The following is a 17,540-nucleotide window of genomic DNA, read 5'->3' as shown; positions in this document are numbered from 1 at the left end:
CAGCCAGGCCCGGCAAGGCGACAGAAATCGGACGGCCTCAGGCGACGCGACATCCACCAGCACGCTCCCCTGCCCGCGAAATATGGTCATTTGACGGGACATCGCTATAATGTCGGCCTGCAAACTTGACTCCAACACTCAAAGGAAACGTCATGAGCCTGAACCTGGTACCGGCTGGCAAGAGCCTGCCTGACGACATCTACGTCATCATCGAAATCCCGCAGAATGCCGACCCGATCAAATACGAAGTCGACAAGGACAGCGGTGCCATCTTCGTTGATCGCTTCATGTCCACCCCTATGTTCTACCCGTGCAACTACGGTTACGTGAACGCCACCCTGTCCCTGGACGGGGATCCCGTCGACGTGCTGGTGCCGACTCCCTACCCGCTGCTGGCCGGCTCCGTCATTCGCTGCCGTCCGGTTGGCGTGCTGAAGATGACCGATGAATCTGGCGAAGATGCCAAGATCGTGGCCGTGCCGCACTCCAAGCTGACCAAGCAGTACGATCACATCCAGGATGTGAACGACCTGCCCGAGCTGCTGAAAGCCCAGATCCAGCACTTCTTCGAGCGCTACAAAGAGCTGGAAGCGGGCAAGTGGGTCAAGGTGGAAGGTTGGGGCGACAAGGCCGCTGCCGAAGCCGAAATCCTGACTTCTGCCGAGCGTTACGCTGCCAAGTAAGCGTCTCCCTCGCAAAAAAGGCGCCTTATGGCGCCTTTTTTATTGGCCGTTGCGGGGACTGGCCGGGGGGATCCCCCTGGATATAGAGGTCGCGCCCGTTCTGCCGATAGGGGCGGTAATAGTTGTCACCACAGCGATATTCCTGCCCGGCGCCCCCCACCAGATCGCAGTTGACCGGCAGCACCTCCAGCCACTTGATAGCCTGCTGGAACCGCAACCACTCCTGCCATTCATGTTCCCGCGCCAGCTGATCCCGCAGGGCGAAGGTATCTGCCGTGGACATGCCCTGATTGACGATCACCTGACCCGCCAGTGCCGGCAGAGAGAGCAATATCAGCAAACACATTGAAACAGGCTTCATGGTTATTTCCCGCATGACTTATTTCCCTGATTAAATTTAAAGCTGGATCAGATAATTACCAATATCGTCATCACTAGACCAATCCAAATTCCGTCGGCTCACCTAGTTGTTTAGTATCACCCAAGCAGGATGCACACCATGAAACTGGCACAAGGCCTGATGTGGAGTCTACTCTTCGGCTCCGCGGCTATGGCCAACGAGGTCAACCTGAGCTGGCAGTGGCAATCAGCCGACGGTCAACGCAAGCACCTGCAACTGAGCACGGACGAGCGGGTCCTCTCGGCCAGTCGCCACGAGATGACGCTGCTCGATGCCTCACTCAACTACCCGCTGGAGACCCTCTACTCCTACATCAGCCCCAGGCTCTACAACAGCATCAACCAGATCAACCAGAACAGCCCGGAGACGGCGACCAAGTTTCGCAATCTGGAGCAGGCCTTCACCCTGCATGACAACAGCCTCGAATCCACCCAGTTCTGGCAGGCCTATGAGCAGTATCAGGAAGATGCCTTCTACGAGATGCGGGTGCTACCCTGCGTGCACCCGGCCAATCGCCAGCTCCCCTGCGTGAGACCCAACTACTCCCAACTGTTCTACCAGTTCAAGGGGGATCTCAAGCCCCTGGCCAGGCAGTTCTCGGCCAAGGATCTGGCCACCAGCGTCAACCTGTTGCAGGAGTGGTTAAGCGCCATCCCCACCCCGCCCGAACAGATGGATCACTTCGCCCCTCCCCTGCAGGCCCTGCAGGACAACAAGGCCGACAGCGACGAGAAGGCGCTGCTGATGGCCAGCCTGCTGGCCGAGCTGGCACCGCAATACAACCTCAGCATCATCTATCCGGGCATCAGCATCGGCAGCGTCTCGCCGGCCTGGCTCGCCATCACAGCCGACAGCGGGCTGGAAGGGGATACCCTGGTGATAGACAACCAGCGCCACGTGCTGCTGACCGGCTCCCCCCTGCTGGCCCAGCAGATGACCATGGCCCAGATCCCCCTGATCAGTGAGCCACTCTATTGAGTCCACAGCCAGAGTGTATGGGCAAGCAGTTGATTTTTATCGACTCCATGCCATCCTTGCCGCCCCCATTCGCAAGTTAAGGGGCAGGTTGCTTCTGCGACCGGATCAACCCTCGAGTTTATTTAACACTTTTTAAACAGATCCGATCAGTTTAGGATGTGGGTTGTCCCATTCCCTCGATCCCAAAATCGTTATAACATAACAAAGGAGTGTCATACGGATGAAACATCTCGTACTTACCCTGGCGCTGCTGCCAACCCTGGTTCTGGCCCACAACATCAAGGAGTCGGCCCAGGTGCCGCTGGTCAACATCGGCGACAAGGGCGAGCTTGTGCTGAAAGAGAAAGAGATCAGCTACCAGCCCTGGCAAAGCAAGGTACTGACCGGCAAGGTCTTTCTGATCCAGCATATCGCGGGTCGCTCCAGCGCCAAGGAGCTCAACGCCCCCATGATAGAGGCGATCAAGGCGGCCAAGCTGCCCCATGACAAGTACCAGACAGTCACCATCATCAACAGCAATGACGCCATCTGGGGCACCTCCGCTTTTGTGAAGAGCAGCGCCGAAGACAGCAAGAAAGAGTTCCCCTGGTCCGCCATGGTGCTGGATGCCAAGGGCATGGCCCGCAACGCCTGGGATCTGGCGCCGGAGAGTTCGGCCATCATAGTGCTGGATAAAGAGGGCAAGGTGCTGTTTGCCAAAGATGGCCAGCTCGATGCCACCGAGATAACCAAGGTGATGGGGCTCATCCAGTCCCATCTCTGAATCAGAGAGAAGGGCGCTGATGGCGCCCTTTCCATAAGGGTCTATGGGTCGTTCCACGTTGACAATCTGGGTGTTGCTGCTGGGCTGGTTGTGGATGCAACCGGCGCTGGCACAACACCCGCTTGAAGCCGACCTGCCCGACCATAGCCATGCCTGCACCCTCTGCGCCCTGCATCTGGATGGCAAGCTGGCACTGACCCCGACCCCCTTTGTCCCCACTCCGTCCTCTGCCATAGCGCTGTTTATCGGCGCCACCTTGCCGAGTGTCACCCCCACCACCGCAGGCCATAGCCGCATCAGAGCCCCGCCACACCTTCATTGTTTCTTCCGTTGAATCAGTTTCTTATCAATTTTTCAAAAGGATTAACGATGAAAGCAGTCACCCTGTTGCTGGCCGCAGCCGCCTTTGGCGCCCAGGCAAATCACGACGAACACGAAAGTCACAGCCATGGCGCCCACGAGCACGGCCACGGCCACCTCAATCTGGTGGTCGACGGCGACCAGCTGATGATCGAGTTGCAGGCCCCCGCCGCCGATCTGGTGGGTTTCGAGCACGCCGCCAAGAGCGATGAAGAGAAGGCGCAATACGCCAAGGCAGTGGCCCGCCTCCAGCAGCCTGACGCCCTGTTCCGCCTGGACCCGGCCGCCGGCTGCAAGCTGACCCAGCAAGCGCTGCAGGCCGCCAAGGAAGAGCATGATCACGACCATGACCATGACCATGACCATGACCATGACAAGGCTGCCAGCGACGAGCATGAACACCATCATGACGAAGCGGGTCACGCCGATCTCGGAGCCATGTATACCTACACCTGCGCCACCCCGGCCAAGCTCAATGGCCTTGAGGCGACCCTGTTCAGCCTCTACCCGAGCCTGGAGAAGCTGAGCGTGCAGGGGATACTGCCCACCGGCCAGACCGCGGCCGAGCTGACCCCGTCCGCCAACAAGCTGAGCTGGTAACGCCATGAAAAACGCCGTGGTTGAGATCCGCGATCTGGCCTTTGCCTGGCCAGGTGGCGAGGCTGTACTCGATCTGCCCGCCCTGCGCATCAGCGAGGGGGAGCGGGTGTTTATCAAGGGGCCGTCGGGCTCTGGCAAGTCCACCCTGCTTGGCTTGCTGGCCGGGATCCAGACCGCCAACCACGGCACCCTGGAGGTGCTGGGCCAACCATTGGCCCGGCTCTCCGGCCGTGCCCGTGACCACTTCCGGGCGGCCAATCTGGGGTACATCTTCCAGCAGTTCAATCTGCTGCCATTTCTCTCGGTGCTGGACAACGTCACCGCCGCCCTCACCTTCTCCCCCGAAAAGCGCGCCCGCCTGCAGGGGAGCCCGGAACAGGAGGCGCGCCGCCTGCTAGGGGAGCTGCAACTGCCGGACGAGGCGCTGCATCGTCCCGTTCACGCCCTCAGCATCGGCCAGCAGCAGCGGGTCGCCGCCGCCCGGGCGCTGATCGGCTCACCGCCGCTGGTGATCGCCGACGAGCCCACCTCTGCCCTGGATACCGACAACAGGGCAGCCTTCATCAAGCTGCTCTTCGAGGAGTGCGACAAGCAGGGCTCGACCCTCGTCTTCGTCAGCCACGACCCCTATCTGGAGCCCCTCTTCCCCCGGGTGGAGAACCTGCAACTGCTCAACCGGAGGGCCGCATGATGACAGCCGCAAACCAGCGCCTCTGCCCGGCCAGCCCCGCAAGGTTGGGTAGATCACAAGCTCAAAAACGGAGGGCATCATGCTGAAACTCGCCCTGCAAAGTCTCTGGGCCCGACGCCTCACCGCCGGGCTTACCCTGCTGGCTGTCGCCATCAGCGTCACCCTGCTGCTCGGGGTGGAACGGGTGCGAATGCAAGCCCGGGAGAGTTTCTCCAACACTGTCTCGGGTACCGATCTCATCGTCGGCGCCCGCTCTGGTCAGGTGAACCTGCTGCTCTACTCGGTGTTTCGCATCGGCAACCCCACCAACAACGTGGGCTGGGACTCCTATCAGGCCATCAAGACAAAACCTGGCGTCGCCTGGACCATTCCTCTCTCTCTCGGTGACTCCCACAAGGGGTTCAGGGTGCTCGGCACCAACGGCGACTACTTCACCCATCTGAAGTACGGCCAGCAGCAATCGTTGCAAGTGCGCGAAGGGCGGCCGTTCGACACGCCGTTCGAGGCGGTGCTCGGCGCCCAGGTGGCACAGAAGCTCGGCTACAAGCTGGATCAAGCCATCGTCATCGCCCACGGCGCCGGCAACACCTCCTTCAGCCAACACGACAACCTGCCGTTCAAGGTGGTGGGGATACTGGCACCGACCGGCACGCCTATAGATCGCACCATACATGTGCCGCTGGCGGGGATAGAGGCGATCCATCTGGGCTGGGATACCGGCCGTCACAGCAAGAATGTGACCCCGGAGCAGGCGCTGGCACTGGATCTCACCCCCAAGACCATCACCGCCTTTATGGTGGGGCTGAGCAACCGCATTCTGGCGTTCCAGCTGCAGCGCAGCATCAACACCTACCCCAGGGAGCCGCTGATGGCCATACTGCCCGGGGCCGCCCTGCAGGAGCTGTGGAGCCTGATGAGCGTGGCGGAGACGGCACTGTCGGTCATCGCCGGTTTCGTGGTGGTGGCTGGCCTCATCGGCATGCTGACCACCCTGCTGGCGGGGCTCAACGAGCGGCGCCGCGAGCTCGCCATATTGAGATCCCTGGGCGCGGGTCCCTCCCACCTCTTCCTGCTGCTGGCGCTGGAGGCGATGGCGCTGACCACCCTCGGCATCGCCCTCGGGGTGGCCGTGCTCTATCTCGGCCAGGGGCTTGCCACCCCCTGGCTGCTCAGCCACTATGGCCTGCAACTGAGCCTGGGGCTGCCGAGCGCCTACGAGTGGCAACTGCTGGGGCTGGTGTGGCTGGCGGGCATGGTGATAGGCCTGCTCCCCGCCGCCCGCGCTTACCGCTACAGCCTGAGTGATGGCATGAGCATCCGCGTCTAACGCCTCGGCCCCTGACAAAATAGAGAAGGACAGATGATGAAGTGGAAGATAGTGGCGCTGCTGGCCAGCCTGCTGGTGCTGCCTGCCATGGCTGCCGATTACAAGACCATCGACTGGGATGTGCTGATCCCGGAGGGGGAGAAGCTGCTGCCACCGCCCCAGGTCAATCACGAAGACCCCATGTCGGTGCCGCAGCCCGTGGGGGGCGTCAACAAGAAGCTGGACAATCAGGAGGTGCGGATCCCCGGCTTCGTGGTGCCGCTGGAGGGGGATGCCAAGACCATCACCGCCTTCCTGCTGGTGCCCTACTTCGGTGCCTGCATCCATGTGCCGCCACCCCCCACCAACCAGGTGATCTACGTGAGCTACCCCAAGGGAGCACCTGTGGACGATCTCTGGGACGCCATCTGGGTCAAGGGCAAGATGCACACCGTCAGCTCCAGCCACGAGATGGCCACCGCCTCCTACTCCATGGAGGCGGTCGAGGTCAGCGTCTACGAAGAGTAAGCCACGCCAATGGCCTCCTGCGGGAGGCCATTTTTTTATCCGGTGACAGCCAGCTGACGTCGTCCCCGCCTGAGGGATTGTTCATGGGCCAGGTTGGAGTAACATTCAACACCAGACCCTGCGATCACGGAGCCAGCATGGCTGACCTGCCCCCCAAGAAAGAGAGTGCCATCCTGAGCAGCCAGGAGCAGACCCTGCGCCTGGCCCGCAGTCGCGGCATAGACGGCATGCTGACCCGCAACAGCGACAGCACCTTCGAACAGCGCGCCACCTTCCGCCATCTGGCGGATCAGGCCGCCCGTCAGCGTAATCTGGAGGCCATCATGGTGATGGCCGCCCGTCACTGCGAAGAGACGGCGGCCGGCGGCGAGATGGACAGCGACTGGCTGACCCGCTTCCTGCAACTGGCCGAAGACATCAGCATGGTGCCCATGCAGCAGCTGTGGGGGCGGATCTTCGCCCTGGAGGTGGCGACCCCGGGGCGCTTCTCCATCCGGGCCCTCAACACCCTCAAGGAGATGACCCAGCGCGAAGCCCAGCTGTTCCAGCGCATCTGTGCCCTCTCCTGCCACTACGAGGGCAGCGACGAGCAGCGCCTGCTGCTGGGCATGCACAAGGGGGCTGGCCTCCTCAGTCGCGCCAAGGTCACCCGGATGGGGCTCGGCAAATACCGGGTCCCCTACAGCGCCCTGCTGCTGTTGTGCGATCTCGGCCTGATGCACCGCGGCGAATTGGAATCCGGCCCCCTGCCTGCGGACGGGGTCGAGCTGGCCTTTGGCAACCAGCGCTGGCGCCTGCGCCAACGCCAGAGCAACCTCACCCTGCTCTATTACCGGCTCACCCCCATCGGCAACGAGCTTGCCCTGCTGCTGGACGAGCCCCCCCTGGAGGAGTACCTGCAGGATCTGAAGACCCTGCTCTCCACCCACCTGCAGATAGAGACCCAGATGCCGGCCCCGGTCAGCGAGCCGGATCTGCCCGCCTGAGGCTGGCGGGGCCCACAGGCTTCCCCCTGACTGCCCAGCGACCGACAAAGGCCATGGGCCCGGTATCGTCACAGATACCGGGCCCATGGGCATGACAAGGTCAGCGTGAGCGTGACTCATTTCTTGATCTTGCCCATAAAACCACCCTCTCCTGCTTCCCACACCAGCTCCGTTCGGTAACATAGTCGTTCTTGGTAATGTCTCGTCGGAGTCAGCAATGAGCCAGACCAGAGCAAAATCCCAATTAAATACCAGCAGACTGGAGGCTGTGATTCAGGGGCGGTAGCGTGGTTTTTGTCGGTTGACGCAGAGCGTAGCAAAGCCCAACAGACGAGCATTATCACGTCAACCAGCGCCGGATAAATATGGATTGGGTCGATCGGTAATAATTTTCAGATACGTTTCAAGTTAAACGTTGGGCTTCACTTCGTTCAGCACCAACCTACGATTTTTAGCCCAACATACGAGATAATCACTGTTAGCACTCTAGGAGATAATCGTGGAGCCATACGAAAGTATCTATGTCGGTAACTTTATTTTTACCTTAGGTTACCTCACGAAAGAAAAGGGAATAACTCTGAGCTCACAAGGTGCTGCTTTAATGGCGCAAAATGTAGGTGATGAGATTGTTGCAGATTTAATATCTGGCTGGGGTGGCAAGAACTTCGTTATAGAATTCAAACGTAATAAAAAGAGTATTCGAAGTGAGTTTGGGAAAGATCACAAAAAAGAGCTTATTCGCCAACTGCGTGAAGAAGGCAATGACAATATAGTTAAAGCACTAGCTTCTCGCGGTCACTTTATTGGGTATGGTGATTTTGAATTAAACGAAGATAAAACGGGCTTGTACTTCTCTCAATACCATAAAATCCAAGATGGTGAAGCGCAAACTGACGATAGGGTGACACTTTCAGACTTTATCTTTAAAGTTGTTATGGATGATAAATGGGGACTCGCTGATCATGAGCTTGGAAAGTATATCGATTTATTGGCTTCAGCATTCACCTCTTCCGGCTCGGGAGGTGGTGGTGCATCATCAGTCGCGAAAGCGAAAAGAGCTCAAGAAATGTCATCTCTCATAATCAATTACAATGAGAAAAATTCGGAAATTAATTTTGTTGCCTGCGATTTAAGCAAAGCTAGAGAATTAACTCTTGAGCCAAAGTTGGAGCTTAAACCAGAACTCAAGCAGACGATAAGCAGGGGTTGTAGTGGTCCATCTTAGTAGTGATAAAAGCGCTAATAAGCGCATGTTGCCGGACTGGTTTTCCGCAGCGCTCCAAACCAGCCGCAAATGCGGGCGTTAGGGAAGACACAATTGCGCCGACTGCTCCTAATAGCTCTTATAGCAACTCCACTTAGTGCCATCTCCGCTGAAAAGCGCTGCGGTTGGCTTGATAACCCCTCGCCTGCAAATTTATGGTTAATTGACGCCGACTCTGACTGGACCATTTCTACCCAGGGCAGGAAATTTGCCAACGACGAAACAACAGACAACATGCCAGAGATTGACGACAAAGAATTTGTTCGTCGAAATGGCCACTACGGCTTCTCCTGCGTCTGTCTAACCGTAGAAACGGATAAAGAAAAACTTGAGATATTAAAAGTCTACAGCGGCCAGCAATTACTTTTGAAACAATGCTTAGAAGACCCAAAACTTTATAAAAAAGTACCGTAGGGCAGCCCTAACAAATGGTTCAAGTCGTTCGCTTCGCTCACTCGGGACCGGCTAAAGCCGGCCCCTTAACCAAACGTTATATTTAAAGAAGGATCATCATGGGTAACATAGCGGTAGATATTTTTCCTCCTGCATACTGGCAAGACTTTGAAAGACTGACTCTAGATATTGTCAAAATCCAGTGGAAAGATGACTATGCCGAAAGACATGGAAGAGAAGGACAGGCTCAAGGCGGCATCGATGTTTTAGGTTACAACCATAGTGCTAGTGAGCATACAGGCATACAGTGTAAAAAAAGGGCACCAAAGACTAAGCCCTCGCATGAGTCACCATCAAACACCTTGACCATTCAAGAGATTGATGAAGAACTAAAAAAAATCAAATCCTCTAAACATAATTTGGATCGTTTTATTATTGCCACTTCAGGCCCTAGAGATGCAGAACTTCAAAAGCATGTTACAACTATAAATAGGAATGAACCCAATATTAAAGTTGCCATCAAATTTTGGGAGGACTACGTTGATTTTCTCAATGACCATCCTGAATTAATGTACCGCTATTATGAGAATATCCTGAAATATAGAAGTGAATACGATAGCACAAAGCACTATCTGCACTTGCTATCAATGGCTTTTGATAGGCCTGCACTTAGAACACCATTTCATTGTGAAAGTAGAGCTACTGATTTCATCTCGGCCATATCAGCGACTCAACAAGCTGTGTCTACTGGTCGGCTAGTTGACCGTAGTGACAGAGTTATAGATCAAGTACGTTTGCCAACTCCAAAACCCAAAGGCTTAACCAAAATATCAAATCGGCTACAAAAATGCCGAGATATCGCAGCTAATGCCTTGTCAAAAGGCATTATTGTTGAGCATCCGACTGTGATAGAAATACGAGATCATGCTGTTTGTGAACAATTGAACAACATTCGCTTAGAAACAATTGAATTTCTAAATGAAATACTGGTTAGTAAAGGAATTGAGAAAATAGAGTTTGGTGGTTTTTAAATATAACAAGTTGCTGCACTCGGAAAAATTACTTGCTTCGCTCCTAATTTTCCGGTGAGCAAGGCGTTAGTCTGAATAATCGGATATCCCCTTCATGCTCAAAGTAATTGCTCAATACTTCATCAAGCCGGAACACATTGAGGACGTTATGCCTCTATATAGGGAGCTCGTGGAAAAAACCAAAAAAGAACCGCTGTGTGTCTTACGATCTTCACATCAACCAGAAAGACCCGGGGCACTTCGTGTTCATCGAGGAGTGGCCTGATCGTGCAGCTTTGGACGCGCACTGCAACACCGAGCATTTCAAAAGGCTGGTGCCGCTGATAGATCAGTATCAGAGGTCGCTTGGAACCTTTCTGCTTATGGATGCATTCCAGTGATTCAGCCTAACAAGGCGCGTTGTCGCCGCTATCGCGGCTGGGACGGCTTACGCTTTGCTCCAGCCGTCCCAAAGCTTGTCGTTAGGCATCAGGAGGAAAAATGAGTAAATCGATAGATTGGTTCTGCAAGATAGTAAGGGTTGCCGGTGTTAACTTCCCGGGCGCAGCATCGCTTGTTCAGTTCCAAGCTGAACTTGATAGTGTGAAGATGTCTAAACGAATTGAAAAACTCGAAGATCCAATTAGCTATCTTCATGAAAATATCCAAGAGGTATCAAAGCTAATTTATGCTCAATTAGTTACGTGTGACTCTGTAAATATCGATTTTGACGATGATTTTTATGTGAAGTATTCGCGCCCACTCGCCGCATTAACTAAATCAGGTTACATATCTCAAAATAACGTACTAGGGTCGAGGATTCCTTTGGGTGTAAATCTAATTGATCCGTCATTTATTCTTTATATGTGCGCCATCGCCGGCGATAGCAAAACTATGGAACGCATGGTAAAAACTGTAGACGAATGCCCCGTTGGTCAATGGCTTAATGGCAAAGTTCTAAAAGAAGAATTGGTTATTCCTCTTTATGTAATACGCGCGGTTTTTGAAATTTATGAGGCTAAGGGTTATGGGCTGTTATCGGGTGAAATTGGTTCGTGTAACTACATGGGAAATGCCTAACAAACGCCTCAAGAGGGACTGTCAACGCGTGGCGTTTCCAGTCCCATTGTGTAGTGGTCAACTTAAGTCGATCCGCCCCCGCTGCCTTAAAGCAATAATCAACTCATCCACCAGCGCTTCCACCGGTTTACCGGCATTCAGCAGATGGATCTCCGGCTGCTCGGGGGCCTCGTAGGCAGAGTCGATACCGGTAAAGTTGCGAATTTCCCCTGCCCGTGCCTTCTTGTAGAGCCCCTTGGGGTCGCGCTCTTCACAGACGGCGAGCGGCGCATCCACGAACACCTCGACAAACTCGTCGGCACCCAGGAGATTGCGCACCAGATCCCGCTCGGCACGGAACGGCGAGATAAAGGCGGTGAGCACGATAAGGCCCGCATCCACCATGAGTTTCGCCACCTCGCCGACCCGGCGGATATTCTCCTGACGGGCCGCATCGTCGAAGCCGAGATCCCCGCACAGGCCGTGGCGCACATTGTCCCCATCCAGCAGATAGGTGTGCTTGCCTTGCGCGGCCAGCGCCTGCTCCAGTGCTCCCGCCAGGGTGGACTTGCCCGCCCCGGAGAGCCCGGTAAACCAGATTACCAGGGGCTTCTGTCCCTTCTGCTCAGCCCGGCTCTCTTTGTCGACGGCATGGGCATGCCACACGATATTGCTCATCCAACACTCCTTGATTGGCGATCACGCCTCAACACTGAAACTGTCCACAACCACGGGGAGCCGACTCGGACTGTCAGCCGATAACTTGCTGATGCCATGGTATTGCTCATTCAAACTCCTTGCGAGGCATCAGGGCCCCAAAACGAAGAGGGTTGCGCCTTAAAACGGAAACAGCAGGGGCACCATGACAATCACCCCCAGGCTGTAGGCCAGGGAGACAGGCACCGCCAGCTTGAGGTAGTCCGGCATCTTGTAGTTGCCCGCCGCATAGACCATGAGGTTGGTCTGGTAGCCGTAGGGCAGTATGAAGCTGGAGCTGGCGCCAAACAGCACCGCCAGGATGAACGGCATGGTGGAGACATCCATGCTGAGGGCCAGCTGGTAGCCCATGGGGAAGGCCAGGGCCGCGGCGGCGTTGTTGCTCATCAGCTCGGTCAGCACCAGGGTAAACACATAGATGCCGATAAAAGCGATGAGGGGGCTGGAACCGTTGAACTCCCCCATCAACCAGTCGGCAATCAACCTGGCCAGGCCGCTCTTCTCCAGCTGATCGGCAATGGCGAGGGCCCCGCCCACCACTAGCCAGATATCCAGCGGAAAGCGGCGGCGGATCTCGTCCAGGGTCAGGATGCGGGAGAAGAGCAGCACCACCAGCATCACCAGCAGCCCCTTGAAGAGCGGCACCAGATCGAACACCGACAGCGCCAGCACCCCGAGAAAGCCCAGCACCACGGCGGCGCTGCGCTTGCCATCGAGCCGGGTGGAGGCTTCGAGCCCGCTCACCACCACGAACTCCCGGGAGAGGGACTTGTTGCTGGCAAACTTGGGGCCCGGGGCCAGCAGCAGGGTGTCGCCCGCATGCAGCTCAATCTGGCCGAGACCGCCGGTGAGCTGGGTCTCGCCACGGCGCACCGCCAGCACCACCGCATCGAAGTGGGTGCGAAACTCCGCATCCTTGATGGTCTGACCCACCAGCCGCGAGCTGTGGCTGACGATCACCTCCACCAGATGCTGGCCGTTGAGGCGGTGCTGGCCGTAGAGATCCAGCCCCTTGAGCTCCTGCAGCACGCCGACGCTCTCCACGTCGCCGCAAAACAGCAGCATGTCCCCCTCGTGCAGCTCGTGTTCCGGCTGCACCGGGCAGATCACCTGATCGCCCCGGATGATCTCCGCAAGATAGAGGCTTTTGAGGCTGCGCAGGCCATTCTCCTTGACGCTGCGCCCGGCCATGGGGGAACCGGCCCCCACCTTGGCCTCGAGAAAGTAGCCGGATTCGCGGCTCATCTCTGTGTCCTGCTCCGGCAGGTGACGGGCAAACAGCAGCACGGCCACCAGCCCTGTCAATAATGTGCCAGCACCCACCATAAAGAAGTCAAACATGCCAAGCGGCGGCGCCCCCATCTTGATGAGGAAGCTGTTGACGATGAGGTTGGTGGAGGTGCCGATCAGGGTCAGCACGCCGCCGAAGGTGGCGGCGAAGCACATGGGCAGCAGCAGCCGGGAGGGGGCATGGTTGGGGTTGCGCTTGACCGCCCCCAGCATGGAGGCCACCACGGCGGTGTTGTTGACGAAGGCCGACAGGAAGGCGGTGGAGAACCACACCTTGACCAGCACCTTGTTGAAGGAGCCGGTGCCCACCAGGTTGGCGAACCAGCTCATGATCCGGGTCTTCTCCACCGCCAAGGAGACCAGCAGCAACAACACCAGGGTCAGCAGGGCGCTGTTGGTATAGCCCGCCACCACGGCGTTGATGTCCGCCAGGCCACTCAGATAGGTGATGAGCACGGCGCCCGAGAAGAGCAGCGCCGGCCGGAGTTTGCCCTGGATCAGCAGGGCGACGAGGGCAGCCAGCAGACCCAGCACCAGGGATTGTTGCCAGGTCATAGGCTTACTCCTTGCCGGAATCGTTGCTGATGGTCAGCGCCTGCCAGTGGGGGAAATGCTTGCGCACCAGGGCGTTGAGCTCGATCTCGAACTCGCTGTACTGCCCTGCCACCGCTTTTGCGGCCAGCCCTTCCACTATCATGCCCGCGCCCACGGTGACGTTGGTCAGCCGGTCGATCAGGATGAAGCTGCCGGTGTCGCGGATATCCGCATAGGGGTCGAACGCCACCGGGTCGGTCAGGCTGAATTCGCACAGGCCGATCTCGTTGAGCTTGAGCTCGGAGGCGGGCAACTCATCCAGCTTGTTGATCTCGATGCGATGGCGGATGGCCTCCACCTGGCCACGGCTCTTCTTGGTGGCCAGCTTGACGTCATAGACCCGGCCCGGTTGCAGGGACTCCTCCCCCATCCAGACGATGTGAGCCAGCAGGTTCTGGGTCACCTGGGGCTTTTTCGCCGCATCCACCAGCAGGTCGCCCCGGCTGATGTCGATTTCGTCCGCGAAGGTGACTGTGATGGCCTGACCCGGCAGGGCGTAGTCCAGATCACCGTCGAAGGTGACGATGCGGGTCACAGTGCTCTCCTTGCCGGACGGCAGTACCGCAAGCCGGTCGCCGACCCGCAGGATGCCGGAGGCCAGGGTGCCCGCGAAGCCGCGAAAATCCAGGTTGGGGCGGTTCACGTACTGCACCGGCAGGCGCACCGGGTGGCGTTCCAGCTCGCGCTCCACCTCGGCGCTCTCCAGCAGGGCGAGCAGGGTCTCGCCCTGATACCAGGCCAGCTTGTCGCTCTGGTTGACCACGTTGTCACCGTCCAGGGCCGAGACCGGCACTATGTGGATGGTGTCGACGCTGAGCTTCTTGGCGAATTCGCGGTATTCGGCACTGATGCGATCGAACACCTCCTGGCTGAACTCCACCAGATCCATCTTGTTGACAGCCACCACGAACTGCTTGATGCCGAGCAGGCTGGCGATAAAGCTGTGGCGACGGGTCTGATCCAGCACCCCCTTGCGGGCATCGATCAATATGATGGCGAGATCGCAGGTGGAGGCTCCAGTGGCCATGTTGCGGGTGTACTGCTCGTGGCCCGGGGTGTCCGAGATGATGAACTTGCGTTTCGCGGTAGAGAAATAGCGGTAGGCCACATCTATGGTGATGCCCTGCTCGCGCTCGGCCTGCAGGCCGTCCACCAGCAGTGCCAGATCCAGCTTCTCGCCCGTGGTGCCGAGCTTCTGGCTGTCGGACTCCAGCGCCTTCAACTGATCTTCATAGATCTGCTGGGAGTCGTGCAGCAGGCGGCCGATGAGGGTGCTCTTGCCGTCGTCCACGCTGCCGCAGGTGAGAAAGCGCAGCAGGCTCTTGTGTTGCTGGGCGTGCAGGTAGGCTTCAATGCCCTGTTCGCTGATGGCGGTCTGAATGTGGTTGTTCATGATGCGATTCCTTAGAAATATCCCTGACGCTTCTTCTGCTCCATGGAGCCGGCCTGATCGTGGTCGATGAGCCGCCCTTGCCGCTCGCTCGAGGTGGTGAGCAGCATCTCTTCGATGATCTCGGGCAGTGTGGTGGCATTGGATTCGATGGCCCCGGTCAGCGGGTAGCAACCCAGGGTGCGGAAGCGCACCAGCTCCTGCTTCACCTCGTCTTCCGGGCCTATGGGCATGCGCTCGTCATCCACCATGATCTTGATGCCGCTGCGCTCCACCACGGGGCGCATGGCCGCGAAATAGAGCGGCACTATGTCGATGTTCTCGAGATAGATGTATTGCCAGATGTCCAGCTCGGTCCAGTTGGAGAGCGGGAAGACACGGATGCTCTCCCCCTTGTTGACCTGGCTGTTGTAGACACGCCACAGCTCCGGGCGCTGGTTCTTCGGATCCCAGCGATGGGACTTGTCACGGAAGGAGTAGACCCGCTCCTTGGCCCGGGATTTCTCCTCGTCCCGGCGCGCCCCGCCGAAGGCGGCATCGAAGCCGTACTTGTTGAGCGCCTGCTTGAGCCCCTCCGTCTTCATGATGTCGGTGTGCTTGCCGCTGCCGTGCACGAAGGGGTTGATGTCCATGGCCAGGCCATCCGGGTTCTTGTGGACGATAAGATCCAGCCCGTACTTCTTGGCGGTCTCGTCCCGGAACTTGATCATCTCCTTGAACTTCCAGTTGGTGTCCACGTGCAGCAGGGGGAAGGGGATCTTGCCCGGGTAGAAGGCCTTGCGGGCCAGGTGCAGCATGACGGAGGAGTCCTTGCCGATGGAGTACATCATCACCGGGTTTTCAAATTCGGCAGCCACCTCGCGGATGATGTGGATGCTCTCGGCTTCCAGCTGTTGCAGGTGTGTCAGTCTTTCACGGTCCATGTCTGGGTCCTCGGTTCATTGCTATCGCGCCTGCTCGGGGCGCAGTTCTGGTTCAGTTCGGTGCCGCCTTGGCCGCACCGTCAAATCGGTTGCTGTCGCGGCCTGCCCTCAGGCCAGGCTCACCAGCTTCAGTTCGTGGCGGCTCGCCTCTGTTTCGGCCTGTTCGCCACCCTGCTCGCCAAACCAGGCGAGCTGCTTGCGCAGAGCCACCACCTCGCCGATGACGATAAGGGAGGGGCTCACCGCCTGCTCGGCCAGTACGGCCAGGTCAGCCAGGGTGCCGGTCAGCACGCGCTGACGGGCGGTGGTGCCCCGCTCTATGATGGCTATGGGGGTGCCCTGGCCTCGGCCATGGCTCACCAGCTGTTGCTGGATATGCTCGGAGCGCATCAGCCCCATGTAGATGACCAGGGTCTGGTTGGTGGCGGCGAGCTGCTGCCAGTCGGGCTCCTTGCCCTCCTTCTGGCAGTGGCCTGTGATGAAGACGGCGCTCTGGGCATGGTCACGGTGGGTGAGCGGTATGCCCGCATAGGCGGTGGCGCCGGCGGCGGCCGTGATGCCGGGCACCACCGAGAAGGGAATGCCCTCTTCTGCCAGCACTTCCAGCTCCTCGCCGCCACGGCCGAACATGAAGGGATCCCCTCCCTTGAGGCGCACCACACGGTTGCCCGCCCTGGCGTATTGCACCAGCAGGCGATTGGTCTCCTCCTGGGGCACGCTGTGGGCACCGGCCTTCTTGCCGACCGACACCAGGGTGGCGTCACGGCGCACCAGGTCCAGGATCTCCGGGGAGACCAGCTGGTCATAGAGCACCACTTCGGCCTGCTGGATCTGTTGCAGCGCCTTGAGAGTCAGCAGGCCAGGATCCCCTGGGCCCGCACCGACCAGCACCACCTCGCCCACTTCGCTTTGGGCTTTGTCGAGCCCCTCATTGAGCCAGCCCTCTGCCCCCTGCCAATCCTCTTTCTCAATCAGACCGGCGAGGGTGTTGGAGGCAAATGCCCGCTCCCAGAAGCGGCGACGATCCGAGAGGGAGGCAAGCACCCGCTTGGCCTTGACCCGCACCCGGCCCGAGAGCTCGGCCAGTCCACCCAGATGGCGGGGCAGCAGGCTCTCCAGTCGCTCGCGCAGCAGGCGCACCAGCACAGGGGCCTTGCCGCCACTGGAGACGGCCACCATTAGGGGCGAGCGGTCGATGATCGAGGGAAAGATAAAGCTGGAGCGCTCGGGGTCGTCCACCACATTCACAAAGAGCCCGAGCTGATTGGCGCTCTGATAGACGAGGGCATTGACCTCGAGGCTGTCGGTGGCAGCCACCACCAGGATCTGGCCGGCCAGATGGGCCGGGTCGAAGCGCGCCGCCAGATGGGTGAAGCGACCGGCAAATTCATGGAAGTCGGGCTCGAGCTCGGGGGAGACCAGGGTCAGCCGGGCACCTGCCGCCAGCAGCAGCCGCGCCTTGCGCAGGGCAACCTCGCCCCCGCCCACCAGCAATACCGGGCGGCCTTCCAACCTGGCAAACATAGGTAAATAATCCATCAGGGCCCACTCCTCGGCATACGACGACATCTGGGGCGACTATAGGCAGGAGTTCTTATCCCTCAA

The 17,540-nt window shown here is 58.4% G+C and carries 20 protein-coding genes; 14 read left to right on the top strand and 6 right to left on the bottom strand.

Annotated elements, in window-relative coordinates:
- The first annotated feature begins 152 nt into the window (after positions 1 to 152).
- A complete protein-coding gene (gene ppa, locus ACF2JD_RS14710; RefSeq protein WP_005329022.1) occupies positions 153 to 683 on the top strand; it encodes an inorganic diphosphatase in 531 nt (176 codons plus the stop codon).
- Between the two features lie 25 nt (positions 684 to 708).
- On the opposite strand, the gene ACF2JD_RS14705 is transcribed toward ppa, so the two are convergent.
- Complete coding sequence (locus tag ACF2JD_RS14705; protein WP_289976591.1) at positions 709 to 1,059, bottom strand: hypothetical protein; 351 nt, start codon at positions 1,057 to 1,059, stop codon at positions 709 to 711.
- A 123-nt stretch (positions 1,060 to 1,182) separates the two neighbouring features.
- Here ACF2JD_RS14705 and ACF2JD_RS14700 point away from each other — a divergent pair, with 123 nt between their 5' ends.
- From ACF2JD_RS14700 to ACF2JD_RS14640, 13 genes are all read left to right on the top strand, one after another.
- Positions 1,183 to 2,061, top strand: a complete 879-nt coding sequence (locus ACF2JD_RS14700) for a hypothetical protein (RefSeq protein WP_106885864.1) — start codon at positions 1,183 to 1,185, stop codon at positions 2,059 to 2,061.
- A gap of 220 nt (positions 2,062 to 2,281) precedes the next feature.
- Positions 2,282 to 2,824: a YtfJ family protein gene (locus tag ACF2JD_RS14695; protein WP_163147216.1), complete on the top strand. Its 543-nt coding sequence runs from the start codon at positions 2,282 to 2,284 to the stop codon at positions 2,822 to 2,824.
- Positions 2,825 to 2,867: 43 nt separating this feature from the next.
- Positions 2,868 to 3,158, top strand: coding sequence for a hypothetical protein (locus ACF2JD_RS14690; protein WP_106885862.1), 291 nt, complete (start codon positions 2,868 to 2,870; stop codon positions 3,156 to 3,158).
- Between the two features lie 35 nt (positions 3,159 to 3,193).
- Positions 3,194 to 3,784, top strand: a complete 591-nt coding sequence (locus tag ACF2JD_RS14685; protein WP_289986070.1) for a DUF2796 domain-containing protein — start codon at positions 3,194 to 3,196, stop codon at positions 3,782 to 3,784.
- A gap of 4 nt (positions 3,785 to 3,788) precedes the next feature.
- Entirely contained in the window at positions 3,789 to 4,475 is a 687-nt protein-coding gene (locus tag ACF2JD_RS14680) for an ABC transporter ATP-binding protein (RefSeq protein WP_163155865.1), read from the top strand.
- Between the two features lie 79 nt (positions 4,476 to 4,554).
- Positions 4,555 to 5,802, top strand: coding sequence for an FtsX-like permease family protein (locus tag ACF2JD_RS14675; protein ID WP_440987677.1), 1,248 nt, complete (start codon positions 4,555 to 4,557; stop codon positions 5,800 to 5,802).
- A gap of 33 nt (positions 5,803 to 5,835) precedes the next feature.
- Positions 5,836 to 6,309 carry a DUF3299 domain-containing protein gene (locus ACF2JD_RS14670; RefSeq protein WP_025328211.1) on the top strand — a complete coding sequence of 158 codons (474 nt, stop codon included), beginning with the start codon at positions 5,836 to 5,838 and terminating at the stop codon, positions 6,307 to 6,309.
- A 137-nt stretch (positions 6,310 to 6,446) separates the two neighbouring features.
- The gene (locus ACF2JD_RS14665; protein WP_440987676.1) at positions 6,447 to 7,295 is read left to right on the top strand and encodes a TIGR03899 family protein; all 849 of its coding nucleotides are present in this window, start codon (positions 6,447 to 6,449) and stop codon (positions 7,293 to 7,295) included.
- A gap of 499 nt (positions 7,296 to 7,794) precedes the next feature.
- The gene (locus ACF2JD_RS14660) at positions 7,795 to 8,520 is read left to right on the top strand and encodes a hypothetical protein (RefSeq protein WP_440987675.1); all 726 of its coding nucleotides are present in this window, start codon (positions 7,795 to 7,797) and stop codon (positions 8,518 to 8,520) included.
- Between the two features lie 93 nt (positions 8,521 to 8,613).
- On the top strand, positions 8,614 to 8,973 hold the full coding sequence (locus tag ACF2JD_RS14655; RefSeq protein ID WP_440987674.1) for a DUF4087 domain-containing protein: 360 nt from the start codon (positions 8,614 to 8,616) through the stop codon (positions 8,971 to 8,973).
- Positions 8,974 to 9,071: 98 nt separating this feature from the next.
- Complete coding sequence (locus ACF2JD_RS14650) at positions 9,072 to 9,983, top strand: hypothetical protein (protein WP_440987673.1); 912 nt, start codon at positions 9,072 to 9,074, stop codon at positions 9,981 to 9,983.
- Between the two features lie 197 nt (positions 9,984 to 10,180).
- On the top strand, positions 10,181 to 10,363 hold the full coding sequence (locus ACF2JD_RS14645) for an antibiotic biosynthesis monooxygenase (RefSeq protein ID WP_440987672.1): 183 nt from the start codon (positions 10,181 to 10,183) through the stop codon (positions 10,361 to 10,363).
- Positions 10,364 to 10,463: 100 nt separating this feature from the next.
- Complete coding sequence (locus tag ACF2JD_RS14640) at positions 10,464 to 11,042, top strand: hypothetical protein (RefSeq protein ID WP_440987671.1); 579 nt, start codon at positions 10,464 to 10,466, stop codon at positions 11,040 to 11,042.
- A 57-nt stretch (positions 11,043 to 11,099) separates the two neighbouring features.
- Here ACF2JD_RS14640 and cysC read toward each other — a convergent pair whose 3' ends face one another.
- The 5 genes from cysC to cysG all read right to left on the bottom strand — a co-directional run bounded on the left by cysC (position 11,100) and on the right by cysG (position 17,474).
- Positions 11,100 to 11,699, bottom strand: a complete 600-nt coding sequence (gene cysC, locus ACF2JD_RS14635; protein WP_440987670.1) for an adenylyl-sulfate kinase — start codon at positions 11,697 to 11,699, stop codon at positions 11,100 to 11,102.
- Between the two features lie 159 nt (positions 11,700 to 11,858).
- The gene (locus tag ACF2JD_RS14630; RefSeq protein WP_440987669.1) at positions 11,859 to 13,583 is read right to left on the bottom strand and encodes an SLC13 family permease; all 1,725 of its coding nucleotides are present in this window, start codon (positions 13,581 to 13,583) and stop codon (positions 11,859 to 11,861) included.
- Between the two features lie 4 nt (positions 13,584 to 13,587).
- The gene (cysN, locus tag ACF2JD_RS14625; RefSeq protein ID WP_440987668.1) at positions 13,588 to 15,015 is read right to left on the bottom strand and encodes a sulfate adenylyltransferase subunit CysN; all 1,428 of its coding nucleotides are present in this window, start codon (positions 15,013 to 15,015) and stop codon (positions 13,588 to 13,590) included.
- An 11-nt stretch (positions 15,016 to 15,026) separates the two neighbouring features.
- Complete coding sequence (gene cysD, locus ACF2JD_RS14620) at positions 15,027 to 15,935, bottom strand: sulfate adenylyltransferase subunit CysD (protein WP_139745786.1); 909 nt, start codon at positions 15,933 to 15,935, stop codon at positions 15,027 to 15,029.
- Positions 15,936 to 16,043: 108 nt separating this feature from the next.
- Entirely contained in the window at positions 16,044 to 17,474 is a 1,431-nt protein-coding gene (cysG, locus tag ACF2JD_RS14615) for a siroheme synthase CysG (RefSeq protein WP_440987667.1), read from the bottom strand.
- Positions 17,475 to 17,540: the final 66 nt, after the last annotated feature.

The organism is Aeromonas ichthyocola (assembly GCF_046087985.1).
Taxonomy (GTDB): Bacteria; Pseudomonadota; Gammaproteobacteria; order Enterobacterales; family Aeromonadaceae; genus Aeromonas; species Aeromonas rivipollensis.
Note: the sequence above shows the minus strand (reverse complement) of the source record. Positions and strands in the feature narration are given on the sequence as shown.

Bases quoted from the DNA above. Each gene is read 5' to 3' on its own strand.
- ACF2JD_RS14695 (WP_163147216.1), top strand. From the start codon at position 2,282: ATGAAACATCTCGTACTTACCCTGGCGCTGCTGCCAACCCTGGTTCTG.
- ACF2JD_RS14665 (WP_440987676.1), top strand. From the start codon at position 6,447: ATGGCTGACCTGCCCCCCAAGAAAGAGAGTGCCATCCTGAGCAGCCAG.
- ACF2JD_RS14700 (WP_106885864.1), top strand. From the start codon at position 1,183: ATGAAACTGGCACAAGGCCTGATGTGGAGTCTACTCTTCGGCTCCGCG.
- ACF2JD_RS14675 (WP_440987677.1), top strand. From the start codon at position 4,555: ATGCTGAAACTCGCCCTGCAAAGTCTCTGGGCCCGACGCCTCACCGCC.
- cysG (WP_440987667.1), bottom strand. From the start codon at position 17,474: ATGGATTATTTACCTATGTTTGCCAGGTTGGAAGGCCGCCCGGTATTG.
- ppa (WP_005329022.1), top strand. From the start codon at position 153: ATGAGCCTGAACCTGGTACCGGCTGGCAAGAGCCTGCCTGACGACATC.
- cysC (WP_440987670.1), bottom strand. From the start codon at position 11,699: ATGAGCAATATCGTGTGGCATGCCCATGCCGTCGACAAAGAGAGCCGG.
- ACF2JD_RS14630 (WP_440987669.1), bottom strand. From the start codon at position 13,583: ATGACCTGGCAACAATCCCTGGTGCTGGGTCTGCTGGCTGCCCTCGTC.
- ACF2JD_RS14705 (WP_289976591.1), bottom strand. From the start codon at position 1,059: ATGCGGGAAATAACCATGAAGCCTGTTTCAATGTGTTTGCTGATATTG.
- ACF2JD_RS14670 (WP_025328211.1), top strand. From the start codon at position 5,836: ATGATGAAGTGGAAGATAGTGGCGCTGCTGGCCAGCCTGCTGGTGCTG.
- cysD (WP_139745786.1), bottom strand. From the start codon at position 15,935: ATGGACCGTGAAAGACTGACACACCTGCAACAGCTGGAAGCCGAGAGC.
- ACF2JD_RS14690 (WP_106885862.1), top strand. From the start codon at position 2,868: ATGGGTCGTTCCACGTTGACAATCTGGGTGTTGCTGCTGGGCTGGTTG.
- ACF2JD_RS14650 (WP_440987673.1), top strand. From the start codon at position 9,072: ATGGGTAACATAGCGGTAGATATTTTTCCTCCTGCATACTGGCAAGAC.
- ACF2JD_RS14685 (WP_289986070.1), top strand. From the start codon at position 3,194: ATGAAAGCAGTCACCCTGTTGCTGGCCGCAGCCGCCTTTGGCGCCCAG.
- ACF2JD_RS14680 (WP_163155865.1), top strand. From the start codon at position 3,789: ATGAAAAACGCCGTGGTTGAGATCCGCGATCTGGCCTTTGCCTGGCCA.
- cysN (WP_440987668.1), bottom strand. From the start codon at position 15,015: ATGAACAACCACATTCAGACCGCCATCAGCGAACAGGGCATTGAAGCC.
- ACF2JD_RS14640 (WP_440987671.1), top strand. From the start codon at position 10,464: ATGAGTAAATCGATAGATTGGTTCTGCAAGATAGTAAGGGTTGCCGGT.